Annotated in this window: 18 protein-coding genes; 12 read left to right on the top strand and 6 right to left on the bottom strand. The window is 63.1% G+C overall.

Annotated elements, in window-relative coordinates; genetic code table 11:
* Window positions 1-122 precede the first annotated feature (122 nt).
* From P7F60_RS16480 to ugpC, 6 genes are all read left to right on the top strand, one after another.
* Window positions 123-842, top strand: coding sequence for a FadR/GntR family transcriptional regulator (locus P7F60_RS16480; RefSeq protein ID WP_277918818.1), 720 nt, complete (start codon window positions 123-125; stop codon window positions 840-842).
* Window positions 839-2,014, top strand: coding sequence for a PLP-dependent transferase (locus P7F60_RS16475; RefSeq protein WP_277918817.1), 1,176 nt, complete (start codon window positions 839-841; stop codon window positions 2,012-2,014). Before P7F60_RS16480 ends, P7F60_RS16475 begins: the two co-directional genes overlap by 4 nt.
* Window positions 2,015-2,054: 40 nt before the next feature.
* Entirely contained in the window at window positions 2,055-3,311 is a 1,257-nt protein-coding gene (locus P7F60_RS16470; RefSeq protein WP_277918867.1) for a sugar ABC transporter substrate-binding protein, read from the top strand.
* An 84-nt stretch (window positions 3,312-3,395) separates the two neighbouring features.
* On the top strand, window positions 3,396-4,331 hold the full coding sequence (locus P7F60_RS16465; RefSeq protein ID WP_277918816.1) for a sugar ABC transporter permease: 936 nt from the start codon (window positions 3,396-3,398) through the stop codon (window positions 4,329-4,331).
* A gap of 4 nt (window positions 4,332-4,335) precedes the next feature.
* Window positions 4,336-5,166, top strand: a complete 831-nt coding sequence (locus P7F60_RS16460; RefSeq protein ID WP_277918815.1) for a carbohydrate ABC transporter permease — start codon at window positions 4,336-4,338, stop codon at window positions 5,164-5,166.
* 4 nt (window positions 5,167-5,170) lie between these two features.
* Window positions 5,171-6,229 carry a sn-glycerol-3-phosphate ABC transporter ATP-binding protein UgpC gene (gene ugpC, locus P7F60_RS16455; protein ID WP_277918814.1) on the top strand — a complete coding sequence of 353 codons (1,059 nt, stop codon included), beginning with the start codon at window positions 5,171-5,173 and terminating at the stop codon, window positions 6,227-6,229.
* Between the two features lie 101 nt (window positions 6,230-6,330).
* On the opposite strand, the gene P7F60_RS16450 is transcribed toward ugpC, so the two are convergent.
* The 6 genes from P7F60_RS16450 to P7F60_RS16425 all read right to left on the bottom strand — a co-directional run bounded on the left by P7F60_RS16450 (window position 6,331) and on the right by P7F60_RS16425 (window position 16,038).
* Window positions 6,331-7,791 (bottom strand): efflux transporter outer membrane subunit, encoded by a 1,461-nt coding sequence (locus tag P7F60_RS16450; protein ID WP_277918813.1) that lies wholly within the window; start codon window positions 7,789-7,791, stop codon window positions 6,331-6,333.
* A gap of 142 nt (window positions 7,792-7,933) precedes the next feature.
* On the bottom strand, window positions 7,934-11,032 hold the full coding sequence (locus P7F60_RS16445) for an efflux RND transporter permease subunit (protein WP_277918812.1): 3,099 nt from the start codon (window positions 11,030-11,032) through the stop codon (window positions 7,934-7,936).
* A gap of 136 nt (window positions 11,033-11,168) precedes the next feature.
* Window positions 11,169-12,380: an efflux RND transporter periplasmic adaptor subunit gene (locus P7F60_RS16440; protein WP_277918811.1), complete on the bottom strand. Its 1,212-nt coding sequence runs from the start codon at window positions 12,378-12,380 to the stop codon at window positions 11,169-11,171.
* A gap of 209 nt (window positions 12,381-12,589) precedes the next feature.
* Window positions 12,590-13,192: a TetR family transcriptional regulator gene (locus P7F60_RS16435; protein ID WP_277918810.1), complete on the bottom strand. Its 603-nt coding sequence runs from the start codon at window positions 13,190-13,192 to the stop codon at window positions 12,590-12,592.
* A gap of 100 nt (window positions 13,193-13,292) precedes the next feature.
* The gene (locus tag P7F60_RS16430; RefSeq protein WP_277918809.1) at window positions 13,293-14,237 is read right to left on the bottom strand and encodes a phosphoribosylaminoimidazolesuccinocarboxamide synthase; all 945 of its coding nucleotides are present in this window, start codon (window positions 14,235-14,237) and stop codon (window positions 13,293-13,295) included.
* A gap of 124 nt (window positions 14,238-14,361) precedes the next feature.
* Entirely contained in the window at window positions 14,362-16,038 is a 1,677-nt protein-coding gene (locus tag P7F60_RS16425) for a chemotaxis protein (protein WP_277918808.1), read from the bottom strand.
* A 400-nt stretch (window positions 16,039-16,438) separates the two neighbouring features.
* On the opposite strand from P7F60_RS16425, the gene P7F60_RS16420 reads away from it, so the two are divergent.
* The 6 genes from P7F60_RS16420 to P7F60_RS16395 all read left to right on the top strand — a co-directional run bounded on the left by P7F60_RS16420 (window position 16,439) and on the right by P7F60_RS16395 (window position 23,392).
* Window positions 16,439-16,762 (top strand): STAS domain-containing protein, encoded by a 324-nt coding sequence (locus tag P7F60_RS16420; RefSeq protein ID WP_277918807.1) that lies wholly within the window; start codon window positions 16,439-16,441, stop codon window positions 16,760-16,762.
* Window positions 16,763-16,767: 5 nt separating this feature from the next.
* Window positions 16,768-17,136, top strand: coding sequence for a response regulator (locus P7F60_RS16415; RefSeq protein WP_277918806.1), 369 nt, complete (start codon window positions 16,768-16,770; stop codon window positions 17,134-17,136).
* On the top strand, window positions 17,133-19,148 hold the full coding sequence (locus P7F60_RS16410; RefSeq protein ID WP_277918805.1) for a chemotaxis protein CheA: 2,016 nt from the start codon (window positions 17,133-17,135) through the stop codon (window positions 19,146-19,148). Before P7F60_RS16415 ends, P7F60_RS16410 begins: the two co-directional genes overlap by 4 nt.
* Window positions 19,145-19,636, top strand: a complete 492-nt coding sequence (locus P7F60_RS16405; protein ID WP_277918804.1) for a chemotaxis protein CheW — start codon at window positions 19,145-19,147, stop codon at window positions 19,634-19,636. The genes P7F60_RS16410 and P7F60_RS16405 overlap by 4 nt, the downstream gene beginning before the upstream one ends.
* A 49-nt stretch (window positions 19,637-19,685) precedes the next feature.
* Window positions 19,686-21,383, top strand: coding sequence for a methyl-accepting chemotaxis protein (locus P7F60_RS16400; protein WP_277918803.1), 1,698 nt, complete (start codon window positions 19,686-19,688; stop codon window positions 21,381-21,383).
* Window positions 21,384-21,565: 182 nt separating this feature from the next.
* Window positions 21,566-23,392 (top strand): methyl-accepting chemotaxis protein, encoded by a 1,827-nt coding sequence (locus P7F60_RS16395; RefSeq protein ID WP_277918802.1) that lies wholly within the window; start codon window positions 21,566-21,568, stop codon window positions 23,390-23,392.
* The last annotated feature ends 2 nt before the right edge of the window (window positions 23,393-23,394 follow it).

Raw genomic sequence — 23,394 nt, 5'->3', positions numbered from 1 at the left:
ACGAAACGGTAAACTTGGGAAAAGCTAAGATGTCAGACCAATTCAGAGGTCGACCAATAATCTCCGCCCGTGCCGTATCTCCGGCTGCGGAAGCGAGGGAAGCGGGAACGAAAGAACGGGGAATGGCAGAGCAATCGTCGCGGCCGGTCATACGGCCGCTGCCGCCGATGGACCGTGCGCGGCAGGTCACGCAAGCGCTGGTGGATTATGTTGCCGACGCCCGGTTGCGGGCTGGCGACCGTCTGCCGGCCGAGCGCGAATTGATGGAGGCGCTGGCCGTCGGCCGCTCCACCATCCGCGAGGCGATCCGCCATTTCCAGGCGCTCGGCGTCATCGAAACCCGCAAGGGCAGCGGCACTTATCTGCTGAAGCCGATTTCCAAGGCGACCATCCACATGCCGCTGTCGCTGGACACCGTGCATCTGCGCGACGTGCTGCTACAGACGCTGGAGGTGCGCCGCGGCATCGAATGCGAGGCCGGCATGGTTGCGGCGCGGCGGCGGACGCCGGAGGATCTGCGCCGCATCGAGCAGAAGCTCGACGAGATGGAGCGGGTGCATCTGGAAAAGGGTGCTTCCGGGCCGGAAGATCTGGCCTTTCACCTGGCGATCTACGATGCCACCCACAATCCCCTGTTTCGCCAGCTTCTGGAGCAGATGCGCGAGACCTTCGAGCGCTTCTGGGAGCATCCTTTCGACCGGCAGGATTTCGCCCGCCGCTCCTTCCCCTATCACCGCACGCTGTTCAACGCCATCGCCGCCCAGGATACCGAGGCGGCGCGGCGCGAGACGCTGAAAATCCTCGACGTCGTCGAGGAAGACATCAAGGACATGTCCCGATGACCCATGATGCCGATCCCTTCGATCTGGCTTCCCTGATCACCGCCCATGATGCCGGCCATTTCGCCGATGCCGTCGTACCGCCGATCTTCCAGACCTCGCTGTTCACCTTCGGCAGTTATGACGAGATGGTGTCCGCCTATCGCGGCGAGATCGTCCGGCCGATTTATACGCGCGGGCTGAACCCCACCGTGCGCGCCTTTGAGGAGATGCTGGCCAGGCTGGAAGGCGGCGAGGACGCCCTCGGTTTCGCCAGCGGCATGGCGGCGATTTCCGCTTCCGTCCTGAGCTTCGTCGAGCCGGGCGACCGCATCGTCGCGGTGCGCCATGTCTATCCCGATGCCTTCCGCCTGTTCGGCACGCATCTCAAGCGGATGAGGGTCGAGGTGACCTATGTCGACGGCCGCGACGAGGAGGCGGTCGCCAGGGCGCTGCCCGGCGCCAAGCTGTTCTATATGGAAAGCCCAACGAGCTGGGTGATGGAAACCCACGACGTCGGCGCCCTGGCGGCGCTGGCGAAACGCCATGGCGTGCTGACCATGATCGACAATAGCTGGGCAAGCCCGATCTTCCAGCGGCCGCTTACGCTCGGCGTCGACCTCGTCATCCATTCGGCTTCAAAGTATCTCGGCGGGCATAGCGACGTCGTTTCCGGCGTGGTCTCCGGCTCGAAGGAGCTGATCGGCCGCATCCGGGCGGAAGCCTATCCCTATCTCGGGGCGAAGATGGCGCCCTTCGATGCCTGGCTGCTGCTGCGCGGCCTGCGCACCTTGCCGATCCGCATGAAGGCGCATGAGGCGGCGGCGATGACCATCGCCCAGCGGCTTCAGGCGCTGGACGAGATCGAGGCGGTCTGCCATCCCGGCCTTGCCAATCGCCTGCCGGCCGGGCTCACCGGCACATCCGGCCTGTTTTCCTTCATTTTCCGCGAGGGCGTCGATGTCAGGACCTTTGCCGACACGCTGCAACTGTTCAAGCTCGGCGTGAGCTGGGGTGGCCATGAGAGCCTGATCGTGCCCGGCGACGTCGTGCTGGAGCAGAAGGCGCAACCCAATTCCGCGCAGACCTTCGGCATTTCCGCGCGGTCCGTCCGCCTGCATGTCGGCCTCGAAGGCGTCGAGGCGCTGTGGGCGGATATCGAGCGGGCGCTGGGCGCCGCCAGGAGTAAAACCTAGTTCATCCAGTGTTATCAAAACCAAAGGAGGGGAAAGAATGATGAAGAAACTGATCACTGCCACCCTGTTCGCTACGATGATGGCGGGCACGGCCATGGCCGATACGACGCTGAAGCTGGTTGAGGTCATCACCAGCCCGGAGCGCACCGAGACGCTGAAATCCATCGTCGGCAAGTTCGAAGCCGCCAATCCGGGCACCAAGGTCGAGATCATCTCGCTGCCCTGGAACGAGGCCTTCCAGAAATTCGCCACCATGGTTTCGGCCGGCGATATTCCCGATGTCATGGAAATGCCAGACACCTGGTTGTCGCTCTATGCCAATAACGGCATGCTGGAAAGCCTCGAACCCTATCTGGAGAAGTGGGAGCATACCAAGGAACTGACGCCGCGCGCGCTGGAGCTTGGCCGTGACGTCAACAAGACCGCCTATATGCTGCCTTATGGCTTCTATCTGCGCGCCATGTTCTACAACAAGAAGCTGCTGAAGCAGGCCGGTGTTTCCGAGCCGCCCAAGACCATGGAGGACTTCACCAAGGCTTCCGAGGCGATCTCGAAACTTCCCGGAAAGTATGGCTATTGCATGCGCGGCGGCCCGGGCGGGCTGAACGGCTGGATGATCTTTGCCGCCTCGATGGCCGGCAACAATAAATATTTCAACGAAGATGGCACCTCGACCATGAACAGCGAAGGCTGGGCCAAGGGTCTGGAGTGGATGGTCGACCTCTACAAGAAGGGCTACGCGCCGAAGGACAGCGTCAACTGGGGCTTCAATGAAGTCGTCGCCGGCTTCTATTCCGGCACCTGCGCCTTCCTCGACCAGGATCCGGATGCGCTGATCGCCATTGCAGAGCGCATGAACAAGGACGATTTCGGCGTCGCGCCGCTCCCCAAGGGGCCGGGTGGCAAGTCCTTCCCGACCATCGGCTTCGGCGGCTGGTCGATGTTCAACTCCAGCCAGAACAAAGATCTTTCGTGGAAGCTGATCGCCACGCTCGAAGGGCCGGAAGGCAATATCGAGTGGAACAAGCGCATCGGCGCCCTGCCCGCCTATACCAGCGCCGAAAAGGATCCCTTCTATGCCGGCGACCAGTTCAAGGGCTGGTTCCAGGAACTGGCCGACCCGAACACCACGCCGACGGTGATGCCGACCTATCTGGAAGAATTCGCCTTCTTCAAGGATTCGCTGGCGATCAAGACCTCGCAGCAGGCGCTGCTGGGCGAAATCTCGCCGAAGGAACTGGCCGACCAGTGGGCTGATTATCTCACCAAGGCGCAGCAGAAACATCTGAACAAATAAATCCTTCTGGCGGCGGTGGGCAGACCATCGCCGCCCCATCCTGCCGACAGACGGCGAGAAAACGCCGCGAGGGGAATTTGGCCGATGACATTTCAAGCCGATGCGTCGTTTGCGCGCCGCGACCGGAAGCCGTGGCTTGCGCGTCTGGCCGACGCCGCCCAGCCCTATCTCTACAGTGCCCCGGCGCTGATCCTGATCGTCGCGGTCATGCTGGTGCCGCTGACGATCGGTATTTCCTATGCCTTCCGCGATATCCAACTGCTCAATCCGTTTTCCGGCGGCTTCATCGGTCTCGACCATTTTCGCGAGCTTGCGAAGGACAAGGCGTTCTACGGAGCCTTGCGCAATACGCTGTGGTGGACCGGCGCTTCGGTCTTCCTGCAATTCATCTTCGGCCTGATCCTCGCTTTGCTGCTCGACAAGCCGTTCACCGGCCGCGGCATCGCGCAGGCGCTGGTTTTCCTGCCCTGGGCGGTGCCGTCCTTCCTCGCCGGCCTCAACTGGGCCTGGCTGTTCAATCCGGTCATCGGGCCGATCCCGCACTGGCTCTATGGCCTGGGGCTGATGAGCGAGCCCGGCAATATCCTCTCGGATCCGAACCATGCGATGTGGGGGCCGATCGTCGCCAATGTCTGGTGGGGCATTCCCTTCTTCGCCATCACCCTGCTGGCGGCACTTCAGGCGATCCCGCGCGATCTCTACGAGGCCGCCGAAATCGACGGCGCCGGCTGGTGGCAGCGCTTCGGCTCGATCACCCTGCCCTTCCTGGCGCCGACGATCGCTATCACCGTGCTCCTGCGCACCGTCTGGATCTCGAATTTCGCCGACCTGATCGTGGTCATGACCGGCGGCGGGCCGGCCGACAAGACGCAGATCGTCGCCAGCTACATCTTCACCCAGGCCTTCAAGCGGTTGGATTTCGGCTATGCCTCGGCGGTGGCGCTGGTGCTGCTCCTGCTGCTGCTTGCCTATTCGCTGCTGATCATCCTGCTGCGCCAGACGCTTTTGAATAAGGACTGAGCCCATGAGACGGTCGCTCCTGCCGCTGCTGGCCCATCGCCTGGCGATACTGATCTACATCGCCTTCGCCCTGTTTCCACTCTTCTGGCTGTTCAAGGTCTCGGTGACGCCGAACGATCTGCTCTATACCGAAGGCGTGCGGCTCTGGCCGTCTCGCACCACCTTCGAGCATTATGGCTTCGTGCTGCGCCACAGCGATTTCCCGACCTTCTTCAAGAACAGCCTGATCGTCTCGGCCTCCACCGCTATCGTCGTGACGATCGCAGCCTCGCTGTCAGGCTATGCCCTGTCGCGCTTCGGCTTTCGCGGAAAATACCTGATCGTGGCCTTGATGCTGCTGACGCAGATGTTTCCGCTGGTCATGCTGGTGGCGCCGATCTTCAAGATCCTCTCGCCCATTGGCCTGACCAACAGCCTGACCGGCCTCGTCATCGTTTACACTGCCTTCAACGTCCCATTCGCCACCTTCCTGATGCAGTCCTTCTTCGACGGCATTCCCAAGGATTTGGAGGAGGCGGCGATGATCGACGGGGCGACGCAGTTTGTCGCCTTCCGGCAGATCATCCTGCCGCTGACCTTGCCCGGCATCGCAGCGACGCTCGGCTTCGTCTTCACCGCCGCCTGGAGCGAGCTGCTCTTCGCGCTGATGCTGATCAACGGCAATGCCGCCGCCACCTTCCCTGTCGGGCTTTTGACCTTCGTGTCGAAATTCTCGGTCGATTTCGGGCAGATGATGGCGGCCGGCATTCTCGCGCTCATCCCCGCCGGCCTCTTCTTCCTTCTCATCCAGCGTTATCTCGTGCAGGGCCTGACGGCTGGCGCGGTCAAAGGTTGATCCCATGGCTTCGATCGATATTGAAAACGTCCAGAAATCCTATGGCGCCGTCAAGGTGCTGCACGGGGTCGATCTGCGCATCCGCGACGGCGAGTTCATCGTGCTCGTCGGCCCATCGGGTTGCGGCAAATCCACATTGCTGCGCATGGTCGCCGGCCTCGAAGAGGTCACCGACGGCGAGATCCGCATTTCCGGCAATCGCGTCAACGAGCTGCCGCCCAAGGACCGCGATATCGCCATGGTGTTTCAGTCCTATGCGCTCTATCCGCACATGAATGTCGCCGGCAATATGAGCTATAGCCTGCGCCTGCGTAAAACCGCCAAGGAAAAGATCGATAAGGCGATCGCCGGCGCGGCGGCGAAACTCGGTCTCGAACCCTTCCTGGAGCGTCGTCCCAAGGCGCTTTCCGGTGGTCAGCGCCAGCGCGTCGCCATGGGCCGCGCCATCGTGCGCCAGCCCAAGGCCTTCCTGTTCGATGAGCCGTTGTCGAACCTCGATGCCCGCCTGCGCGAGCAGATGCGTGCCGAAATCAAGAAGATGCATGGCGACCTCAAGGCGACCTCGATCTACGTGACCCACGACCAGATCGAGGCGATGACGCTGGCGGACCGGATCGTTGCCATGCATGGCGGGGTGGTGCAGCAGGTCGGCAGCCCGCTCGATCTCTATGACCGCCCAGCCAACCTGTTCGTCGCCGGCTTCATCGGCTCGCCCGGCATGAATTTCCTCGACGCCACCTATGCCGGCGGTGCAGCGCGCCTCAAGGACGGGACCGTGGTGCCGCTGGCCGGCCCCTTGCCGCTTGTCGAGGGAACGTCGATGACGCTCGGCATCCGCCCCGAGCATGTGACAATCTCGGACACAGCGACCGGTCTTTCCGCCCGTGTTGACCTGATCGAACCGACCGGCTTCGGCATCATCCTGCACCTGTCGCTGCATGGCCTGCCGCTGAAGATTTTCACCCTCGACCGAGCCGCGCTTGCCTATCGCGGTGAGATCGCCATCGCCTTTCCGCAGGCGCAATTGCACGCCTTCGGCCCGGACGGCGTTCGGGTATCCTGACGAATCCGGGCTGTCGCCAAAAGAAAAGCCCCGCTCGAACAACCGGGCGGGGCTTTTTCCATGTTTCGAAAAGAGCGGCGCGAATCGCGCCACCCCGTCCATCAGTTGGCGACGACGACCTTGGTCGTCTTGGTCGCGACGACCTTCTGGACCGCGGGCGAACTGCCGTCCGGCGAATAGCCGCCGCCAATGGCGACGTTGAGCGAAACGTAGTCGCGGGCCTGCTGCTGGATCGCCTGGGCGAGGCTCGTCTGCGCCGCCGAGACCTGACGCTGGGCGTCGAGCACGTCGAGCAGCGAGGAGGCGCCGTCCTTGTAGCTGGCGGTGGCCAGCGTCAGGGCTTCTTCGTAGGAGCGAACCTGGGCGCGCAGCGCCGAGACCGTCTGGGCATCGCGCGAGACGGCGGCGAGCGCGTTCTCGACCTCTTCGACGCCGTTCAGAACCGTCGCCTTCCAGACCAGATACTGCGTCTTGGCATTGGACTTGGCGATATCGACACCGGCCTTCAGGCGGCCGCCATCCAGGATCGGAAGCGTAATGCTCGGGCCGAACGACCAGTTGACGAGGCCGCCCTTGATCGAGCTGGAGCCGAGATAGCTCGGCTGGATGCTGCCGCCCAGCGTGATCGACGGATAGAGCTGCGCTTCGGCGACGCCGATATTGGCGACGGCCGCCGCCAGTTCGCGCTCCGCCCGGCGGATGTCGGGACGATTGCGGATGAGATCGGCCGGGACGCCGGCACGGACATTCATGCGCGCCACCGGCTGGCCGCCGCTCTTCTGCATGTCGCCGATCAGCGTCGAGGCTGGCAGGCCAAGCAATGTCGAGACGCGATGCACGGAAACGCGGAAGCGGGTTTCGAGCCCCGGGATTTCCGACAGCGTCGAGTTGACCAGACCTTCTGCCTGCACGACGTCGAGGCGGGAAGCGGCGCCGGCTTCGAGCTGGAAGCGCGTGAGGTTCAGCGTCTCGCGGCGGGACGCCAGGTTCTTGCGGGAAATCGCCAGCAGTTCCTGGTAGTAACGCGCATCGATATAGGCCGAGACGACGTTGGACAGCAGGGTCAGCCGCGCGATGTCGATATCGGCATAGGCCGCGTCCAGCGAGGCCACGGCACTTTCGCGTGCTCGGGCATACTGGCCGAACAGGTCGAGCAGCCAGGATACCGACAGGCTGCCGCTGGAGATGTTGCGGACATCCGTCTGCGTGCGCAGGTTCCGGCTACCGCCTTGTCCGCTGACCGTATGCGAGGCACCAAGCTGCCCTTGCGGCAATGCGCCGGCGCCGGCGGAGACGACGTTGGCCTCGGCGGCATTGATGCGCTCAAGTGCCTGGAGGATCGTCAGGTTCTGTTCCTGGCCCTGGACGACATAACCGTTCAGGCGCTTGTCGCGGAATGCGGTCCACCAGTCCTTCATGGCGATATCGCCATTGGACTTGACACCGCCTTCTGCGAATTTGGCCGGAAGCACCATCTCCGGCGCCTGGTGATCAGGACCGACTACGCAGCCCGACAGCGTCAACAGACCGGCGAAGGCGGCGGCAGCTCGAATGGACATCATCTTCTTATCCTACACATTTCATAGTTCAGCCTGCCGGTCGTTACGCACCGGCGGCGCCCATTATGCTTTCAGCTTGCCGGCCTTGAACCATCCGGTCTGCAACATGTTTTCGAATCCCCGGAGTGCAGGCGTACATGAAATTTTAACGCCTTGCACTTCCGAAAACCCTGCGAACCACCACAAAGAAGGAGGGTACGAAGAAAATTCCGAGGAGTGTTGCAGAAAGCATACCCCCGAGCACCCCGATGCCGATGGCATTCTGCGCGGCAGAACCCGCCCCGGTTGCGATCGCCAGCGGAACCACGCCGAGAATGAAGGCGAGCGAGGTCATGATGATGGGTCGCAGGCGCAACCGCGCCGCCTCCAGCGTCGCATCGATGATTCCCGCTCCCGCGGCTTGCCGGTCCTTGGCGAATTCGACGATCAGGATCGCGTTCTTCGCCGCCAGGCCGATTGTGGTCAGCAGGCCGACCTTGAAATAGACGTCGTTCGACTGGCCGAACAGGATCGCTGCCCCCAACGCGCCCAGCACCCCGATCGGCACTGCCATGATGACCGAGAAGGGGATGGACCAGCTTTCATAGAGCGCGGCAAGGCAGAGGAAGACGACCAGGACCGACAGCGCATAGAGCATCGGCGCCTGCGAACCGGACAGACGCTCCTGATAGGATATTCCCTGCCAGGCGACGGTATAGCCGCCTTCCATCCCGGCCGTCAGCCGTTCGATCTCGTTCATGGCGTCGCCGGAGCTGACGCCGGGCGCGGCGCTGCCGTCGAGCGAGATGGCGCTGCTGCCGTTGAAGCGCGCCAGCGCCGGCGGACCGGTAATCCAGTCCAGACGGCTGAAGGCGGAGAACGGCACCATCTCGCCCTGCTGGTTGCGGGCATACCAGTATTGCAGATCGTCCGGCTGCATGCGGAACGGCGCGTCGCCCTGGACATAGACCGGCTTCAGCTCGTTGTTGAGCGTGAAGTCGTTGACGTCGCGACCGGCGAAGATCGTCGACAGCATCGAGTTGACCGAGGCCAGATCCACGCCCATGGCGCCGAGCTTCTCCTGGTCGAGCAGGATCTTCATCTGCGTTTCCGCATCGCGGCTGTTGGAGCGCAGCGCCACCACCTTGCCGCTGGAATTGCCGAGCTGGATGAGCTTCTTGGAGGCTTCGGTCAGGGCGTCGTTGCCGTGCTTGCCGCTATCGACCAGATACATGGAGAAGCCGCTCGACGTACCGAGGCCGGGAATCGCAGGCGGGGCCAGCGGGAAGACCTGGGCGTCGCGCAAGGTGAAGAAATAGCCCATGGCGCGGCCGACGATCGCCTGCGCCGACTGGTCCGGATTCTTGCGCTCGGCGAAATCCTTCAGCTTGGTGAAGACGATGGCGTTGTTCTGGCCGGTGCCGGAGAAGGAAAAGCCGAGCACGCCGAAGACCGCGGTGATGTTGCCCTTTTCCTTTTCGAGGAAGTAGTCCTCGACCTTCTTCAGCACGGCCTCGGTGCGTTGCGTCGTCGAGCCGGTCGGCGTCTGGATGATCGTCAACAACACGCCCTGGTCTTCCTGCGGCAAGAAGGAGCTGGGCAGCTTGGTGAACAGGAAGGCGCAGGCGCCGACGATACACAGAAAGCCGGCGATGACCGTCACCGGCCATTTCAGCAGGACGCCGATGGTGCCGACATAGCCGCGCGTCGTTGCGTCGAAGCCGCGGTTGAACCAGGCGGCCGGGCCGCGGCCCTTCTTGTGATGGTCGATCGGTTTCAGCATCGTGGCGCAGAGCGCCGGCGTCAGCACGATGGCGACCAGCGCGGAGAGCAGCATGGCCGAAACGATGGTGACCGAGAACTGGCGATAAATGATGCCGGTCGAGCCGCCGAAGAAGGCCATGGGAATGAACACGGCGGTCAGCACCAGAGCGATGCCGATGATGGCGCCGGTGATTTCGCCCATGGATTTTTCCGTCGCCTCGCGCGGCGGCAGGCCCTCGTCGCTCATGATTCGCTCGACGTTCTCGACGACGACGATAGCGTCGTCGACGAGCAAGCCGATGGCGAGAACCATGGCGAACATGGTCAATGTGTTGATCGAGTAGCCGGTGATCGCCAGGATGCCGAAAGTGCCGAGCAGCACCACCGGCACGGCGATCATCGGAATCAGCGTGGCGCGCAGGTTCTGCAGGAAGATCAGCAGCACCACGAAGACGAGCACGATGGCTTCGACGAGCGTTTCGACGACCTTCTCGATCGACAGCTTGACGAAGGGCGTGGTGTCGTAAGGATATTGGATCTCGACACCATGCGGCAGGGTGGGCGCGATGGCGCTCAGCGCATCCTTGACGCGGGCGGCGGTATCGAGCGCGTTGGCGCCGGTCGCCAGGTTGACGGCGAAGCCGCTGGCGGGCATGCGGTTGGCGCGTGTGGCGCCGCCATAGCTCTCCTCGCCGATCTCGATGCGGGCGACGTCGCTCAGGCGAACGGTGGCGCCATCCTTCTCGACCTTGAGGATGATCGATTCGAATTCGGAGACGGTGTTGAGCTGGCTCTGCGCGGTGATGGTGATGTTGATCTGCTGGCCGCGCGCGAGCGGCTGGGCGCCGAGCGACCCGACGGAAACCTGGGTGTTCTGCGCCTGGATCGCCGAAGTCACGTCGGCGGGGGTCAACTGGTATTTCTGCAGCTTGAACGGATCGAGCCAGATGCGCATGGCATAGCCCGAGCCGAAGATATTGATGCTGCCGACGCCTTCCAGGCGCTTGATCTGGTCCTCGATCTGGCTGGAGACGAGGTCGCCGAGATCGACCGAGCTGCGCTTGCCGTCGACCGAGACCAGCGCGCCGACCATGAGGATGCTCGACGTCGAGCGCGACACGGTGATGCCGGCCTGCTGGACGACGTCGGGAAGCTGCGACTGCACGAGCTGCAGCTTGTTCTGGACCTGGACCTGGGCGATGTCGGGATTGACCGAGTTGCCGAAGGTCAGCGACACTTCGGCGCTGCCGGTGGTCGAGGACGAGGTCATGTAGGTCAGGTCGTCGAGGCCCGTCATGCCGTCCTCGATCAGGGTCGTCACCGATTTCTCGACGGTTTCGGCGCTGGCGCCGTTATAGGCGGCAGTGATGCGCACCGTGGTCGGCGCGATCTCCGGATATTGCGAGATCGACAGCGTGAAGATCGCCAGTGCGCCCCCAAGCATGATGACGATCGCGATGACCCAGGCGAAGATCGGACGTTGGATGAAGAAATGAGCCATGCGGGTTCTTCCAGGCGTTCTGAACGGTTCCGGCAGCGCCGCGCGTCGGTGGGCGACACGCGCGGGAGGCGCTGCTACACATCGAAACTGCGGCCTGCGGCGCGGGTGGCGCGCGCGGGCCGCAGGGCTTCAGGCGTCAATTGGCGGCTGCCGGGGCGGCGGGCGCGGCCTGTGCCGTCTGCTCCATGACCAGGCCGTCCTCGTCGATCTGCACCTCGGTCGGCTTGACCTTGGCGCCGGGCCCGATCCACTGGAAGCCATCGACGATCAGCTTGTCGCCGTCCTTGATGCCCTTGGTCACCAGCCAGGAATTGTTGGATGTGCGCGCATCCTCGAAGGTGCGGACCTCGACCGTGTTCTCGGCGGAGACGAACTGGGCGGTCAGCTTGCCGCGCGCGTCGCGCGTCGCCGCGCGCTGCGGGATCAGGTAGCCGGTCTCGCGGCCGATCTCGACGGTGGCGCGGACATACATGCCCGGGAGGATGCGGCGGTTCGGGTTTTCGAAGACGGCGCGGATGTTGAAGGTGCCGGTGGTTTCGCTGACGGCCATTTCCGACATGTCGAGCGTGCCGGTATGGTCGTATTCGTTGCCGTCTTCCAGCGTCAGGCGGATGACGGCATCCTTGGGCGATCCCTTGAGGTCGCCGGAGGCGAGCATCCGCTCGAGCTTCAGCAGGTTGGTGCTCGATTCGGTGAGCTGGATATAGATCGGGTTGATCTGGCGCAGCGTCATCATCGAGGTCGTCTGGTTGGCGGTGACGACGTTGCCGACATTGATGCCGGTGGCGCTGGCGATACCGTCGAAGGGGGCGCGGATCTTGGTGTAATCGAGGTTGATCTCGGCAGAGCGCAGTGCCGCCTGCGCGGATTCGACGTCTGCCTTGGCCTGCAGCAGGGTCACCTTGGCGTTTTCGTATTCAATCTGGGTGGCGCCGCTGTTCACCAGGCGCTGGTAGCGGGCAAGGTTGGTCTCGGCGGTCGGCACGGCGGCCTGCGCCTTGGCGACCGCCGCCTGCGACTGGGCAAGGGCCGCCGAATAGCTGCGGTCCTCGATCTGGTAGAGCAACTCGCCCTTGGAGACCGTGCCGCCCTCCTTGAAGGCGACGGAGGTAACGACGCCGGACACCTGCGGGCGGATTTCCGCTGTCTGGAAGGCGACCGCGCGGCCGGGCAGCCTTGCGGTAAACGGCAGCTCGCGCTGTTTCATGGTGACAACGCTGACAGGGGTTTCCTGCGCGGCGGCTGCACCGTTGCCGCCGGCCGCCTTCTGCTCGCCTTTTTCGTTGCACCCGGCGACCATGCCGGCAGCGGCAAGGAGGGCTATGATCAGCGCATGACGTCGGGCCATGAGAATATCCATTCGATTAAGTGTACCTGCCAGATCGGGCACGGTAAGAGAGTGTTGCTTCAGGTGAAATTTACAAAGGCCAATTTTTTGAAGTCCGTTTTCCAGATCATCGAATTCTCATCGAGCCGACCTATTTGCAACACTTCACGCCACTGAAATTGCCGGAAGGACTCCGGCATCGTCGTGAAAGTGACGTAACTTATGAATCGTCACCTGGCAAGCGGATTTTGCAGTGCAGTATTGATCAGATCCACAAGAATCCGGCATCGTTCCGGCAGTTCTTCCTGATGGCACCGCACCAGGAAGATGGGGTGCAGAACGCTGGCGAGAGCGGCGCTGACGGCCTTGGCGCTCTCGGCCGGATCGGGGCAATGATAGATGCCGGCGTCGACGCCGGCGCGGATGATCGTCTCGAACTTTTCTTCCAGCAGCCGCTTGTAGAGCCGGCCGCTGGGAAAGTCGGTGTCGGCGGTCATCAACACCATTTCGAAGAGATAGGGGCTTTGATGCAGGTCTTCGAGATGGCTTTCCATCAGCCGCTGCGCGACGCGCAACAGCCGGTCTCCCGGCGGGACGATGACGTCGAGAGCGGCAATATGGGCGGTCATGCGGTTGATGTGCCGCTCGGTGATGGCGACCGCCAGATCCGTCTTCGAATGGAAATGCTTGAAGACATTTGCCGGCGACATGCCCAGCGCTGCGGCGATGTCCGCGATTGAAATCTTCGAGAAACCCTGGGCGCGGAACAGTTCTTCCGCCTTCAGCAGAATATCCTCGCGCGTTTCCTCGGCTTTGCGGCGCGGCCTGCGCATTGCGTTCGTGTCCTCGACCGTGAGCCGGGCCGGAACGGCCCGGTTATGCTAAGGGTCCCTTAGTAGCTGAGTCTGGCGCTTTGGGCGCACAAGGTCAACTCTAGGTAAAATAGGGCGCCAGATTGGCACGGACACGGTCGCGGGGCGTGGCAAAACTGTCATCGGGCACGAATGTCTGGCCGGTGATCTGCTCGAAGGCGCGGATGTAGACTTTGGAGGTGTCTTCCACCAGTTGCCCTGGGATTTCGGGAATCTCGTCCTTGTAGGGGTCGCAACGCTCGGCCACCCAGGCGCGCACGAAATCCTTGTCGAAGCTTTCCGGCCGCGTGCCGGCCTGGAAGGCGGCGTCATAGGTGGCGGCGATCCAGTAGCGGCTGCTGTCGGGGGTGTGGATCTCGTCGGCAAGCTTGATGGCGCCGTTCCGGTCGGTGCCGAATTCGTACTTGGTGTCGACGAGGATGAGGCCGCGCTCGGCGGCCATCTGCTGGCCGCGGGCGAACAGCGCCAGCGCATAACGCGACAGCGTATCCCACTGCGCCTGCGTCAGCAGGCCCTTGGAAACGATCTCGGCCGGCGTCAGCGGCTCGTCATGGCCGCCATCGAAGGCTTTGCTGGTCGGCGTGATGATCGGCTGGTCGAGCTTCTGGTTGTCGCGCATACCCTCGGGCAGGCGTACGCCATACATCTCGCGTTCGCCCCTCCTGTACAGCGTCAGGATCGAGGTGCCGGTGGTGCCGGCGAGATAGCCGCGCACCACCACCTCGACCGGCAGGATATCCAGCCGCTCGCCGATCACCACGTTGGGATCGGGATAGTCGAGTACGTGATTGGGGCAGATGTCGCCGGTCTTCTCGAACCAGTAGCGCGCCGTCTGGGTCAGCACCTGGCCCTTGTAGGGGATGCAGGTGAGGATGCGGTCGAAGGCGCTGAGGCGATCGGTGGAAATGATGATGCGCCGCCCGTCCGGCAGGTCGTAATTTTCGCGGACCTTGCCGCGATAATAGTTCGGCAGTTCGGGGAAATGGGCTTCCTGAAGTATACGCAACGTCGCTGTCCTGATCGATTCCGGGCGCGGGGGATGTGGGCGACCCTCGTGTCTCCCGCCGGCAATGTCAAGGACGCAACCCGCGCCGATCCCCAATTCAAAGGGGTCGCGCGGACCGCAAGGATCAGAAAAGCGCGTCTGCGAACAGATCTTCTTCGTCGTCGCCGGACGATGCGGCCGGCGCGGTCTCGACGGCGGGCGCGCTCGCGGCGGTCGCCGGCAGGAAATGCTGATGCACGCTGCGCTCCTGCGCCATCGTATAGGTCTTGTGGATGCGCTGGCCGAGTTCCTCTGCCTTGGCGGCGAGGTCGGAGATATCCGCGATGTCAGGCCCGGCGAGATGCGCCAGTTCCGCGGCGCACCGTTCCAGCACATCGCCGAGTTCGCTTTCAAAATCCAGCGTCTTGATCGAGCGCCCCACCTGGTTGAACATCTGCTCGCCTTCGGCGGCCAGTTCGGCCAGATGCGTGTCCATCGTCGCGCCGGCGTCGCGGATCATCTGCAGGGCGTCGGCCAGCGGCTGGTCGATGGTGTCGGCGCCGGTGGCGCCGTTGGCGGAAAGCCCCTTTGCGGCATCGTCGAGAATGGTGAGCTGCTGCACCACCGTTTCGGCGGATTCCTCCAGCTTGGCGGCGAACAGCCTGAGTTCGGCGGTGACGACGTTGATCGAGCGGGCTTCCTCGCCAAGCCGCGAGCAGCGCAGATTGGTGTTGAGCGCCATATAGTTGATGTCGCTCTTGATGGCGCGGATGACCGTGATCGCCGCCAGCAGATCCTTGGCCGTGCCCGTTGTCGAGGCGGCGACCTGATCGGCTTCGCCGCTTGCCGCCTTGACACGCCCGACAAGGGCCGCGCCCGCCTCGACGCTGCCTTCCAGCGTCCTCAGGAAATTCTGCCCGTCGCCGCCTTGTGTCATCGCATCGCGAAGCTGCATGATGCGACGGGTGTCGTCGACGAAACCGGACATGTTCCTGACGACATTGCGGCTTTCGCGCTGGAAATCCTCGACCATCTCGGCAAGCTGGGCGGCGGCGAGATGGTAGACGACGTTCATCATCCGTGCCTTGGCGTCGGCATTCAGCGTCGCGTCGCTTGCGACCAACTCTTCGTAAAGCCTGAAGCTCGCCTGCACATGCTCGATGCGCTGGCGGGTGATGTCGCCGATCTGCAGCGCCGAAAGCACGGTGGCGATCTTGGACTGAACGCCGCGCGCCAGCCGCGAGACGTCCTGCGCGATCTTGCCGAGCTTCTGATGATGGGTGCCGACCTTGGCGGCGTTTTCCCGGAGATCGGTGACGATCTGCGGCACGGTCCTCGAATATTCGGTGGCGATGGTGGCGGCGAAGCCGCGGGCGCGGCGAAGCTGCGCATCCAGCGTCGAGAGCTGGGAGGCGAAGCGGTTGACTTCCGACGAACCGGACTGAATGCGTTCGAGGATCTCTTCCGCGAAACCGGCGAAATCCGGAATGCCGGCCCCGGTGATCTTGGCAGTCAGGGCGAAGGTGCGCAGGTAGCGCATCGTCTCCTGCATGTCACAGACATGGCTGTGCATCTTGGCCGCCGTCATCGACAGTGTTTCGAAACTTTCCTGGCGTCCTGCCTCCCGTGAAGGAAGTGCCGCCAGCCGCTCCGCCGTCTTCAGAATGCCGCCGACCGTGCCCTGCGTCGTCTCCTGGTCGAGCGAGCCCGTCAGCCGGTCGAGCGATCCGATCAGCTTGGCGATGACGTCCATGATCGACAGAAGAACCGTGCCGCCGTCGAGAAAACGCGCCTCCACCTGGCTGTGGGCGCCAAGCAACATGGTATCCAGAGCGGCACGGTCGTTGTTTTCGAAGTCTTTTACAAGTTTAGCGCTGGCTTGCACGGCGATACCTTCGCTTGTTTATTAGAATTACTTGAAAATACTATCGTCCCGGAAAAAACCGGTAAACAGAGCTGCGTGCCGCGCGGTAAAACTGCTGTTCGCGCCGGTTTTCGGCCATTAATGTTAATGTGGGCTGAAACAAACCCTTCGAATTCCTCCTTTCGCGATGGGCCTGGAAATCAGGTGTTTTCGCCGCATCCCAAGAAATAACAGGCGAGAATTCATACGCGTTTCGGTACAGAAGCGGCATCTTTGAGTAGTGCCCGTTTACCCTTTGTTAAGCCTGAAATGAAACCTTCGTTGACGATTTGAAAGTATTGTCACCGGCGGGGTTGGGATGGCAGACGTCAGCAGAAACCGTAGCGAAACACGTCTTCCCGAGAGGGCGAACATCCGCACCGTCAAGGAGTTGCAGCCGGAACTACTGGCGGCGCTTCTGGGCGGCGATGCCGTGGTGCTCGACATCACCGCGTGCCGCGAGGTCGATTTCAGTTTCGTCCAGATGATCGAGGCTGCCCGCCTTTACGCAAGGGTCGTCGGCAAGACGCTGACGCTTTCGGCACCTGCCGAGGGCGCCGTGCTCGACGTCCTCCGGCGGGCAGGCTTTCTGGACCAGGTTTCGCCGGAACACGCATCGTTCTGGCTCCATCGCGAGGTTTGATAAGTATGAGTGCGCGTATTCTCACCGTTGACGATTCCGCCAGCATCCGGCTGACCACCCGTGTCGCCCTGTCGAATGCGGGCTACGACGTCACCGAAGCGGTGCATGGCCAGGAAGGGCTGGACAAGGCCAAGGCCGACAGCTTCGACCTGATCGTCACCGATCTCAACATGCCGATCATGGACGGCCTGACCATGATCGAGGAAATCCGCAAGGTGCCGAGCCTGACGGGCACGCCGATCATCTTCCTCACCACGGAATCGGATGCCGACCTCAAGGCGCGTGCGAAAGCCGCCGGCGCCACCGGCTGGCTGACCAAACCCTTCGACCCGGAAAATCTCGTCAAGATCGTCAGGAAGGTCCTCGGAAAATGAGTTTTCCCGATCCCATTCAAGTGTTCAGGACCGAAGCGGCCGAGCTTCTCGAACAGATCGAGATCGGCCTGCTCGACCTCATGCACGATCTGTCCAACAAGGATCAGATCGACGCGGTCTTTCGCAGCCTGCATACGCTGAAGGGATCGGGCGCGATGTTCGGCTTCGAGGCGCTGGCGGCCTTCACCCATCATTGCGAGACCGTTTTCGACAAGGTGCGCAAGGGCGAGGTCGCCGCCACCGTCGAGATCGTCTCGGTGGTGCTCGAATCCAAGGACCATATGCGCCTGCTGGTCGAGCGCCCCTCCGACGAGCTGGAGCCGGTCGGGGCAAAGATCCTCGCCAACCTGCACCGCGCCGTCGAGGCCGTCAAGAATGGCGAGCCGGCCACGCCGGCCGCACCCAAGGAAGCCGCCTGGCGCGTGCGCTTCAGCCTGCCGCGCAACGCCATGGCCAACGGCACCAATCCGCTCGGCCTGCTCGACGAGTTGCGCGACCTCGGCACGGCGACGATCAAGGTCGATTTCCCCACTCTGCCCTCGCTCGACGTGCTCGACCCCAGCGACCTCCACGCCGCCTGGACCGTCGATCTCGTCACCGCCCAGCCGAAATCGGCGATCGAGGACGTGTTCATCTTCGTGATGGACGATATGGAACTGGATATCGCGCCGCTGCGGGCCGCAACTTTCACAATCCAGCCGGAAAAGCCGGCCGTTGCGGCCCAGCCGGTTGCCGCCGAACGTGCAACACTGACGGAAAATGCCCCGGTTCCCGCCGCTGTGCCTGCGCCTGTTCAGAAAGATGCCGCACCCGCTGCCGCCGATGCCAAGCAGAACCGCGCCGCCGAGAGCGTGCGTGTGCCGGCCGAACGTCTCGACGAACTGATGGACCGCGTCGGCGAACTTGTCATCGCCCAGTCGCGCCTGCGGCAGCTCGCCGGCCATGCCGATATCCAGATGCGCGCCGTCTCCGAGGACATCGAACGGCTCTCGGGCGAGCTGCGCGATACGATGATGGTGCTGCGCATGGTGCCGGTCGGCACGTTGTTCGGCCGCTTCCGCCGCCTTGTCCACGATCTCGCCCGCGAGACCGGCAAGGTCATCGAGCTGGTCACCGAAGGCGAGACCACCGAGGTCGACAAGACCGTCATCGAGCGCCTTGCCGATCCGCTGGTGCATCTGGTGCGCAATTCCGTCGACCACGGGCTGGAAACCCCCGAGCAGCGTCTGGCCTCCGGCAAGCCGCAGGCCGGCCGGGTCACGCTCTCGGCCCGTCAGGCGAGCGGCGAAGTCATCATCACCATCAAGGACGACGGGCGCGGCATCGATCGCGACCGGGTGCGCGCCAAGGCGGAATCTTCCGGCCTTATCGCCCCGAATGCGGTGCTCAGCGACCAGGAAGTGCTGCAATTGATCTTCCAGCCCGGCTTCTCGACGGCGCAGGCGGTCACCAATCTCTCCGGCCGCGGCGTCGGCATGGATGTGGTCAAGAAGACCATCGATGCGCTACGCGGCGCCATCGACGTCTCGACCGTGCCCGGCGAAGGTTCGGAAATCTCGCTGCGTATTCCGCTGACGCTCGCCATCATCGAAGGCCTGCTGGTACGCGTTGGCGGCGGTCGTTATGTCATTCCCCTCTCGGCGGTCGAGGAATGCCTCGAATTGTCGCTGGAAGAGGATCTGCGCTCGCGCGGCCGTTCCTTCATCTCGCTGCGCGACAGCCTTGTGCCGTTCATCCGCCTGCGGGATCTGTTCCGCACCGGCACCAAGCCCGATCCGTTCCAGAAAGTCGTGGTCATTTCCACCGGCGCCGAGCGTGTCGGCCTGGTGGTCGACCAGATCATCGGCGATCACCAGACGGTCATCAAGGCCATGTCGAAACTGCACCATGACGTCGCGACATTCTCCGGTGCGACCATCCTCGGGGATGGCTCCGTCGCTCTCATTCTGGATGTCGTCCACCTCGTGGCGGCAGGCCAGCAGCAGGAGGCGCAGATGCGTATCGCCGGATGAACCAGCCGCTCAGAAAAGTCCCCGACGCCGTGTGGCGCGATGCCGAGGAAATCGAAGTCCTGACCTTCGACATCGCCGGCGAAACCTTTGCGCTGGAGGCGGTCATCGTCCGCGAAATCCTCGATCTCGTGCCGGAAACGCCGGTGCCGGGCGCCAAGGATTTCGTCGGATCGGTCATCAATTTCCGCGGCCGGATCATTCCGCTCGCCGATATCCGCATTGCTTTCGGCATGGAGGCGGTGAAGGCCACCATCGACAGCCGCATTATCGTCATCGAAATGGAATTCGACGGCGAAATCAACCTGATCGGCATCCGCACCGACAAGGTGAACGAGGTGACGACGCTGGCAAGAACAGCGTCCGAGCTTCCGCCCAGCGTCGGCATGAAATGGCGGGCCGACTTCATTTCCTGCCTCGTCAAGCGTGGCACGGATTTCATCATTGTTCCCGATCTTGAAGTAATTTTTTCCACCCAGGCCGAAAAGTGACGTCAGTACAGAGCCGGACTGTGAGCAGCCACAAAAAAGGAATTTGACCATGCGCGTCACGATCAAAGCAAAACTCGTAACCACCTTCGCGGCAGTCATCGCGCTATCCGGCGTCAGCATGTTCATCGCCGTCGGAAGCCTCGCCGACCTCAATGACAAGATGGATCGCGTCGTCAATCTCCGTGCGGCCAACAGCATCGAACTGAGCGAAATGCAGACGGCGGCGACCCGCATCTCCAACACCATGCGCCAGATGCTGCTCAGCTCCGATGTGGCTGAAATCGACGCATTGACGAAGTCGATGGCCGAGGACAACCGGTGGATCGTGACGGCGAGCGAGGATGTTCGCGCGAGGCTGTCCACCGAAGCCGGCCGGGCGATACTGAAGGATTTCGAACAGAAATGGCCACTTTACTGGAACCAGATGGCCGATCTTCAGACCGCTGCCCGTCAGAACAACGATGCACTCGCCATCCAGATGGCCAACGGCCCGATGCGCGAAGCGCGCGAAACCGCCGTCAAGGCGCTGTCGGATCTCGTCGCCTTCAACGGTGAGCGGCAGAAGGAAGATCTCCAGGCCGCGATCACCACCTATGAGAACAGCCGCCTGACGCTGATGAGCCTGCTGGCCGCTTCGACGTTGATCGCCGCCGCCGCCGCGCTGTGGATCATCCTGTCGATCTCCCGCGGGCTGCGCCGCGCCAGCGAGGCCGTGCGTTCGGTTGCCGAAGGCGACCTGACGCGCGCTCCTGAACACAAAGGTCAGGATGAAATCGGCGACCTGCTCTCTTATGTCGACTCGATGATCGAGCGTCTGCGCGGCGTCGTTGGCGATGCGCTCTCGGCGTCGGAAAACGTCTCCGCGGGCAGCCAGCAGCTTTCGGCCTCGTCAGAACAGGTCAGCCAAGGTGCGACCGAGCAGGCTGCATCCGCCGAAGAGGCCTCCGCCTCGATGGAGGAAATGGCCGCCAACATCAAGCAGAACGCAGACAACGCCGCCCAGACCGAGAAGATCGCCCGCCAGTCTGCCAAGGATGCGGAGGCCTCGGGCGATGCCGTCAACCGCGCCGTCTCCGCCATGCGTACGATTGCCGAAAAGATTTCGATCGTGCAGGAAATCGCCCGCCAGACCGACCTCCTCGCCCTCAACGCCGCCGTCGAGGCAGCGCGTGCCGGTGAGCATGGCAAGGGTTTCGCGGTCGTCGCTTCGGAAGTGCGTAAGCTCGCCGAACGCTCGCAATCCGCCGCTGCCGAAATCAGCGGCATGTCGGGCGATACCGTCAAGGCTGCCCAGGAGGCCGGCGAGATGCTGACCCGTCTGGTTCCGGATATCCGCAAGACGGCCGAACTGGTCTCGGAAATCACCGCCGCCTGCCGCGAGCAGGATATCGGTGCCTCGCAGATCAACGAGGCGATCCAGCAACTCGACAAGGTGACGCAGCAGAATGCCGGCGCCTCCGAGCAGATGTCGGCGACGTCGGAAGAACTCGCCGCCCAGGCCGAAGAACTGCAGACCTCCATCGCCTTCTTCAAGGTCGAGGACGGCGGCGCGAGCATCAAGCCGCAGCGCAAAGCCGCCGCCGCCAAGGGCGCCGTCCGCCCGATCAAGCAGATGGCTAAGCCGCAGGCAAGGGCAGTCCCCGCCCAGACGGTCGCCGCCCAGCAAGCGCGGGTCAAGGGTTTCGCCCTCGATCTCAGCATGGGTGGCCCCGACGAAGACGACGACGCCTTCCGCCAGAGCGCCTGAAGGCTGCAGCGTCAAACAGAATTCAGACGGCCGCAATCTGCGGCCGTCGACTGCCGGACGATGCTTGTCCGGCCTGATATGCGCGAATCAAGCGGACGGCACGGCGTGAATGCATCGCTACCCTTGCTGTAACGGATCACGGGCGATCGCCCCGACTGACGGACAAACGGGAACCTGAAGCAATGCGCTTTACCATTAAAATGAAACTCGGACTGGTCTTCGCCTTTATCGTCTTCATGACGTGCGCGATGGCAGGGCTGGCGATCTACAACCTCTCGTCGCTCAACAATGCGATCACCGTGATGGTTCAGGGGCCGGTGGCGAACCTGCGTCAATCGGGCGACCTGTCGAGCGCCGTGTCCTCGTCGATCCAGGCGGAGAAGAACGCGATCCTGAATACGGAAGCGGCGCGAATCGGCGAATACATCGACGAAATCTCGCAGCAGCGCGGCACGATCAAGACGGTTCAGGAGCAACTGGCCCAATCCGACGATCCGGATGTTCGCGATCTCATGGTGAAGTTTGGCGAACTGTTTCCGCAATGGACCGCCATCCAGGATCGCATCGCCGCGCTCGCCACCGAGAATACCTCGGATTCGAATGTGCAGGCTTCGCGGCTTTCCATGGGCGAAGGCCAGAAGATCACCGCGGAACTGGTCGCCATTCTCGGCAAGCTGGACGATACGGTGACCGGCAACGTCAAGGAAACCGATGCCGCGACCGACGCCCAATATGCCCAGTCGCGCCTGCTGCTGTTCACCATGGTCGGTGTCGTCGCCGTGATTTCGATCGCGTTTGCCGTCTGGATCGTGCTCAACATCTCGCGTGGCCTGCGCCGCGCTGTCGAACTGGCGGATGCGGTGGCCATCGGCGATCTCAGCAAGGACGTCACCCACAAGAGCAATGATGAAATCCGCGATCTCGTCAATGCGATGACGACGATGACCGGCAATCTGCGCAACACCGCCGACGTCGCCAACAAGATCGCCGCCGGCGACCTGATGATCACGCCGAAGCCGCTCTCCGATAAGGATACGCTGGGCTTGGCGCTGGAAAGCATGGTCGAGCGTCTGCGCGGCGTCGTCGCCGACGCCATCTCGGCATCGGAAAACGTCTCCGCGGGCAGCCAGCAGCTTTCGGCCTCGTCCGAACAGGTCAGCCAAGGCGCGACCGAACAGGCCGCATCCGCCGAAGAGGCTTCCGCCTCGATGGAGGAGATGGCCGCCAACATCAAGCAGAACGCCGACAACGCCGCCCAGACGGAAAAGATCGCCCGCCAGTCGGCCAAGGATGCCGAAGCCTCTGGCGATGCCGTCAACCGCGCCGTCTCCGCCATGCGTACGATTGCCGAAAAGATTTCGATCGTGCAGGAAATCGCCCGCCAGACCGACCTCCTCGCCCTCAATGCCGCCGTCGAGGCAGCGCGTGCCGGTGAACATGGCAAGGGGTTTGCGGTCGTCGCTTCGGAAGTGCGTAAGCTCGCCGAACGCTCGCAATCCGCCGCTGCTGAAATCAGCGCCATGTCGGGCGATACCGTCAAGGCTGCCCAGGAAGCCGGCGAGATGCTGACCCGTCTGGTGCCGGATATCCGCAAGACGGCCGAACTGGTCTCCGAAATCACCGCCGCCTGCCGCGAGCAGGATATCGGTGCCTCGCAGATCAACGAGGCGATCCAGCAACTCGACAAGGTGACGCAGCAGAATGCCGGCGCCTCCGAGCAGATGTCGGCGACGTCGGAAGAACTCGCCGCCCAGGCCGAGGAACTGCAGACCTCCATCGCCTTCTTCAAGGTCGAGGACCAGCGTGGCAGTAAAGTGGCGGCTCGTGCCGTTCCACGCGCTGCCGCTGCCGCCAATGTCCGCGCCATCCGCCCGGCCGCCAAGCCGGCGGCCCGCCCGGCCGCCACGCAGTCCGTCGCCGCCCAGCAGGCGCGGGTCAAGGGCTTCGCCCTCGATCTCAGCATGGGCGGCCCAGATGAGGATGACCTCGCCTTCAGGGAAAGCATGTAACC

It is taken from the genome of Rhizobium sp. YJ-22, from assembly GCF_029601685.1.
In the GTDB taxonomy this organism is placed as follows: Bacteria; Pseudomonadota; Alphaproteobacteria; order Rhizobiales; family Rhizobiaceae; genus Metarhizobium.
Note: the sequence above shows the minus strand (reverse complement) of the source record. Positions and strands in the feature narration are given on the sequence as shown.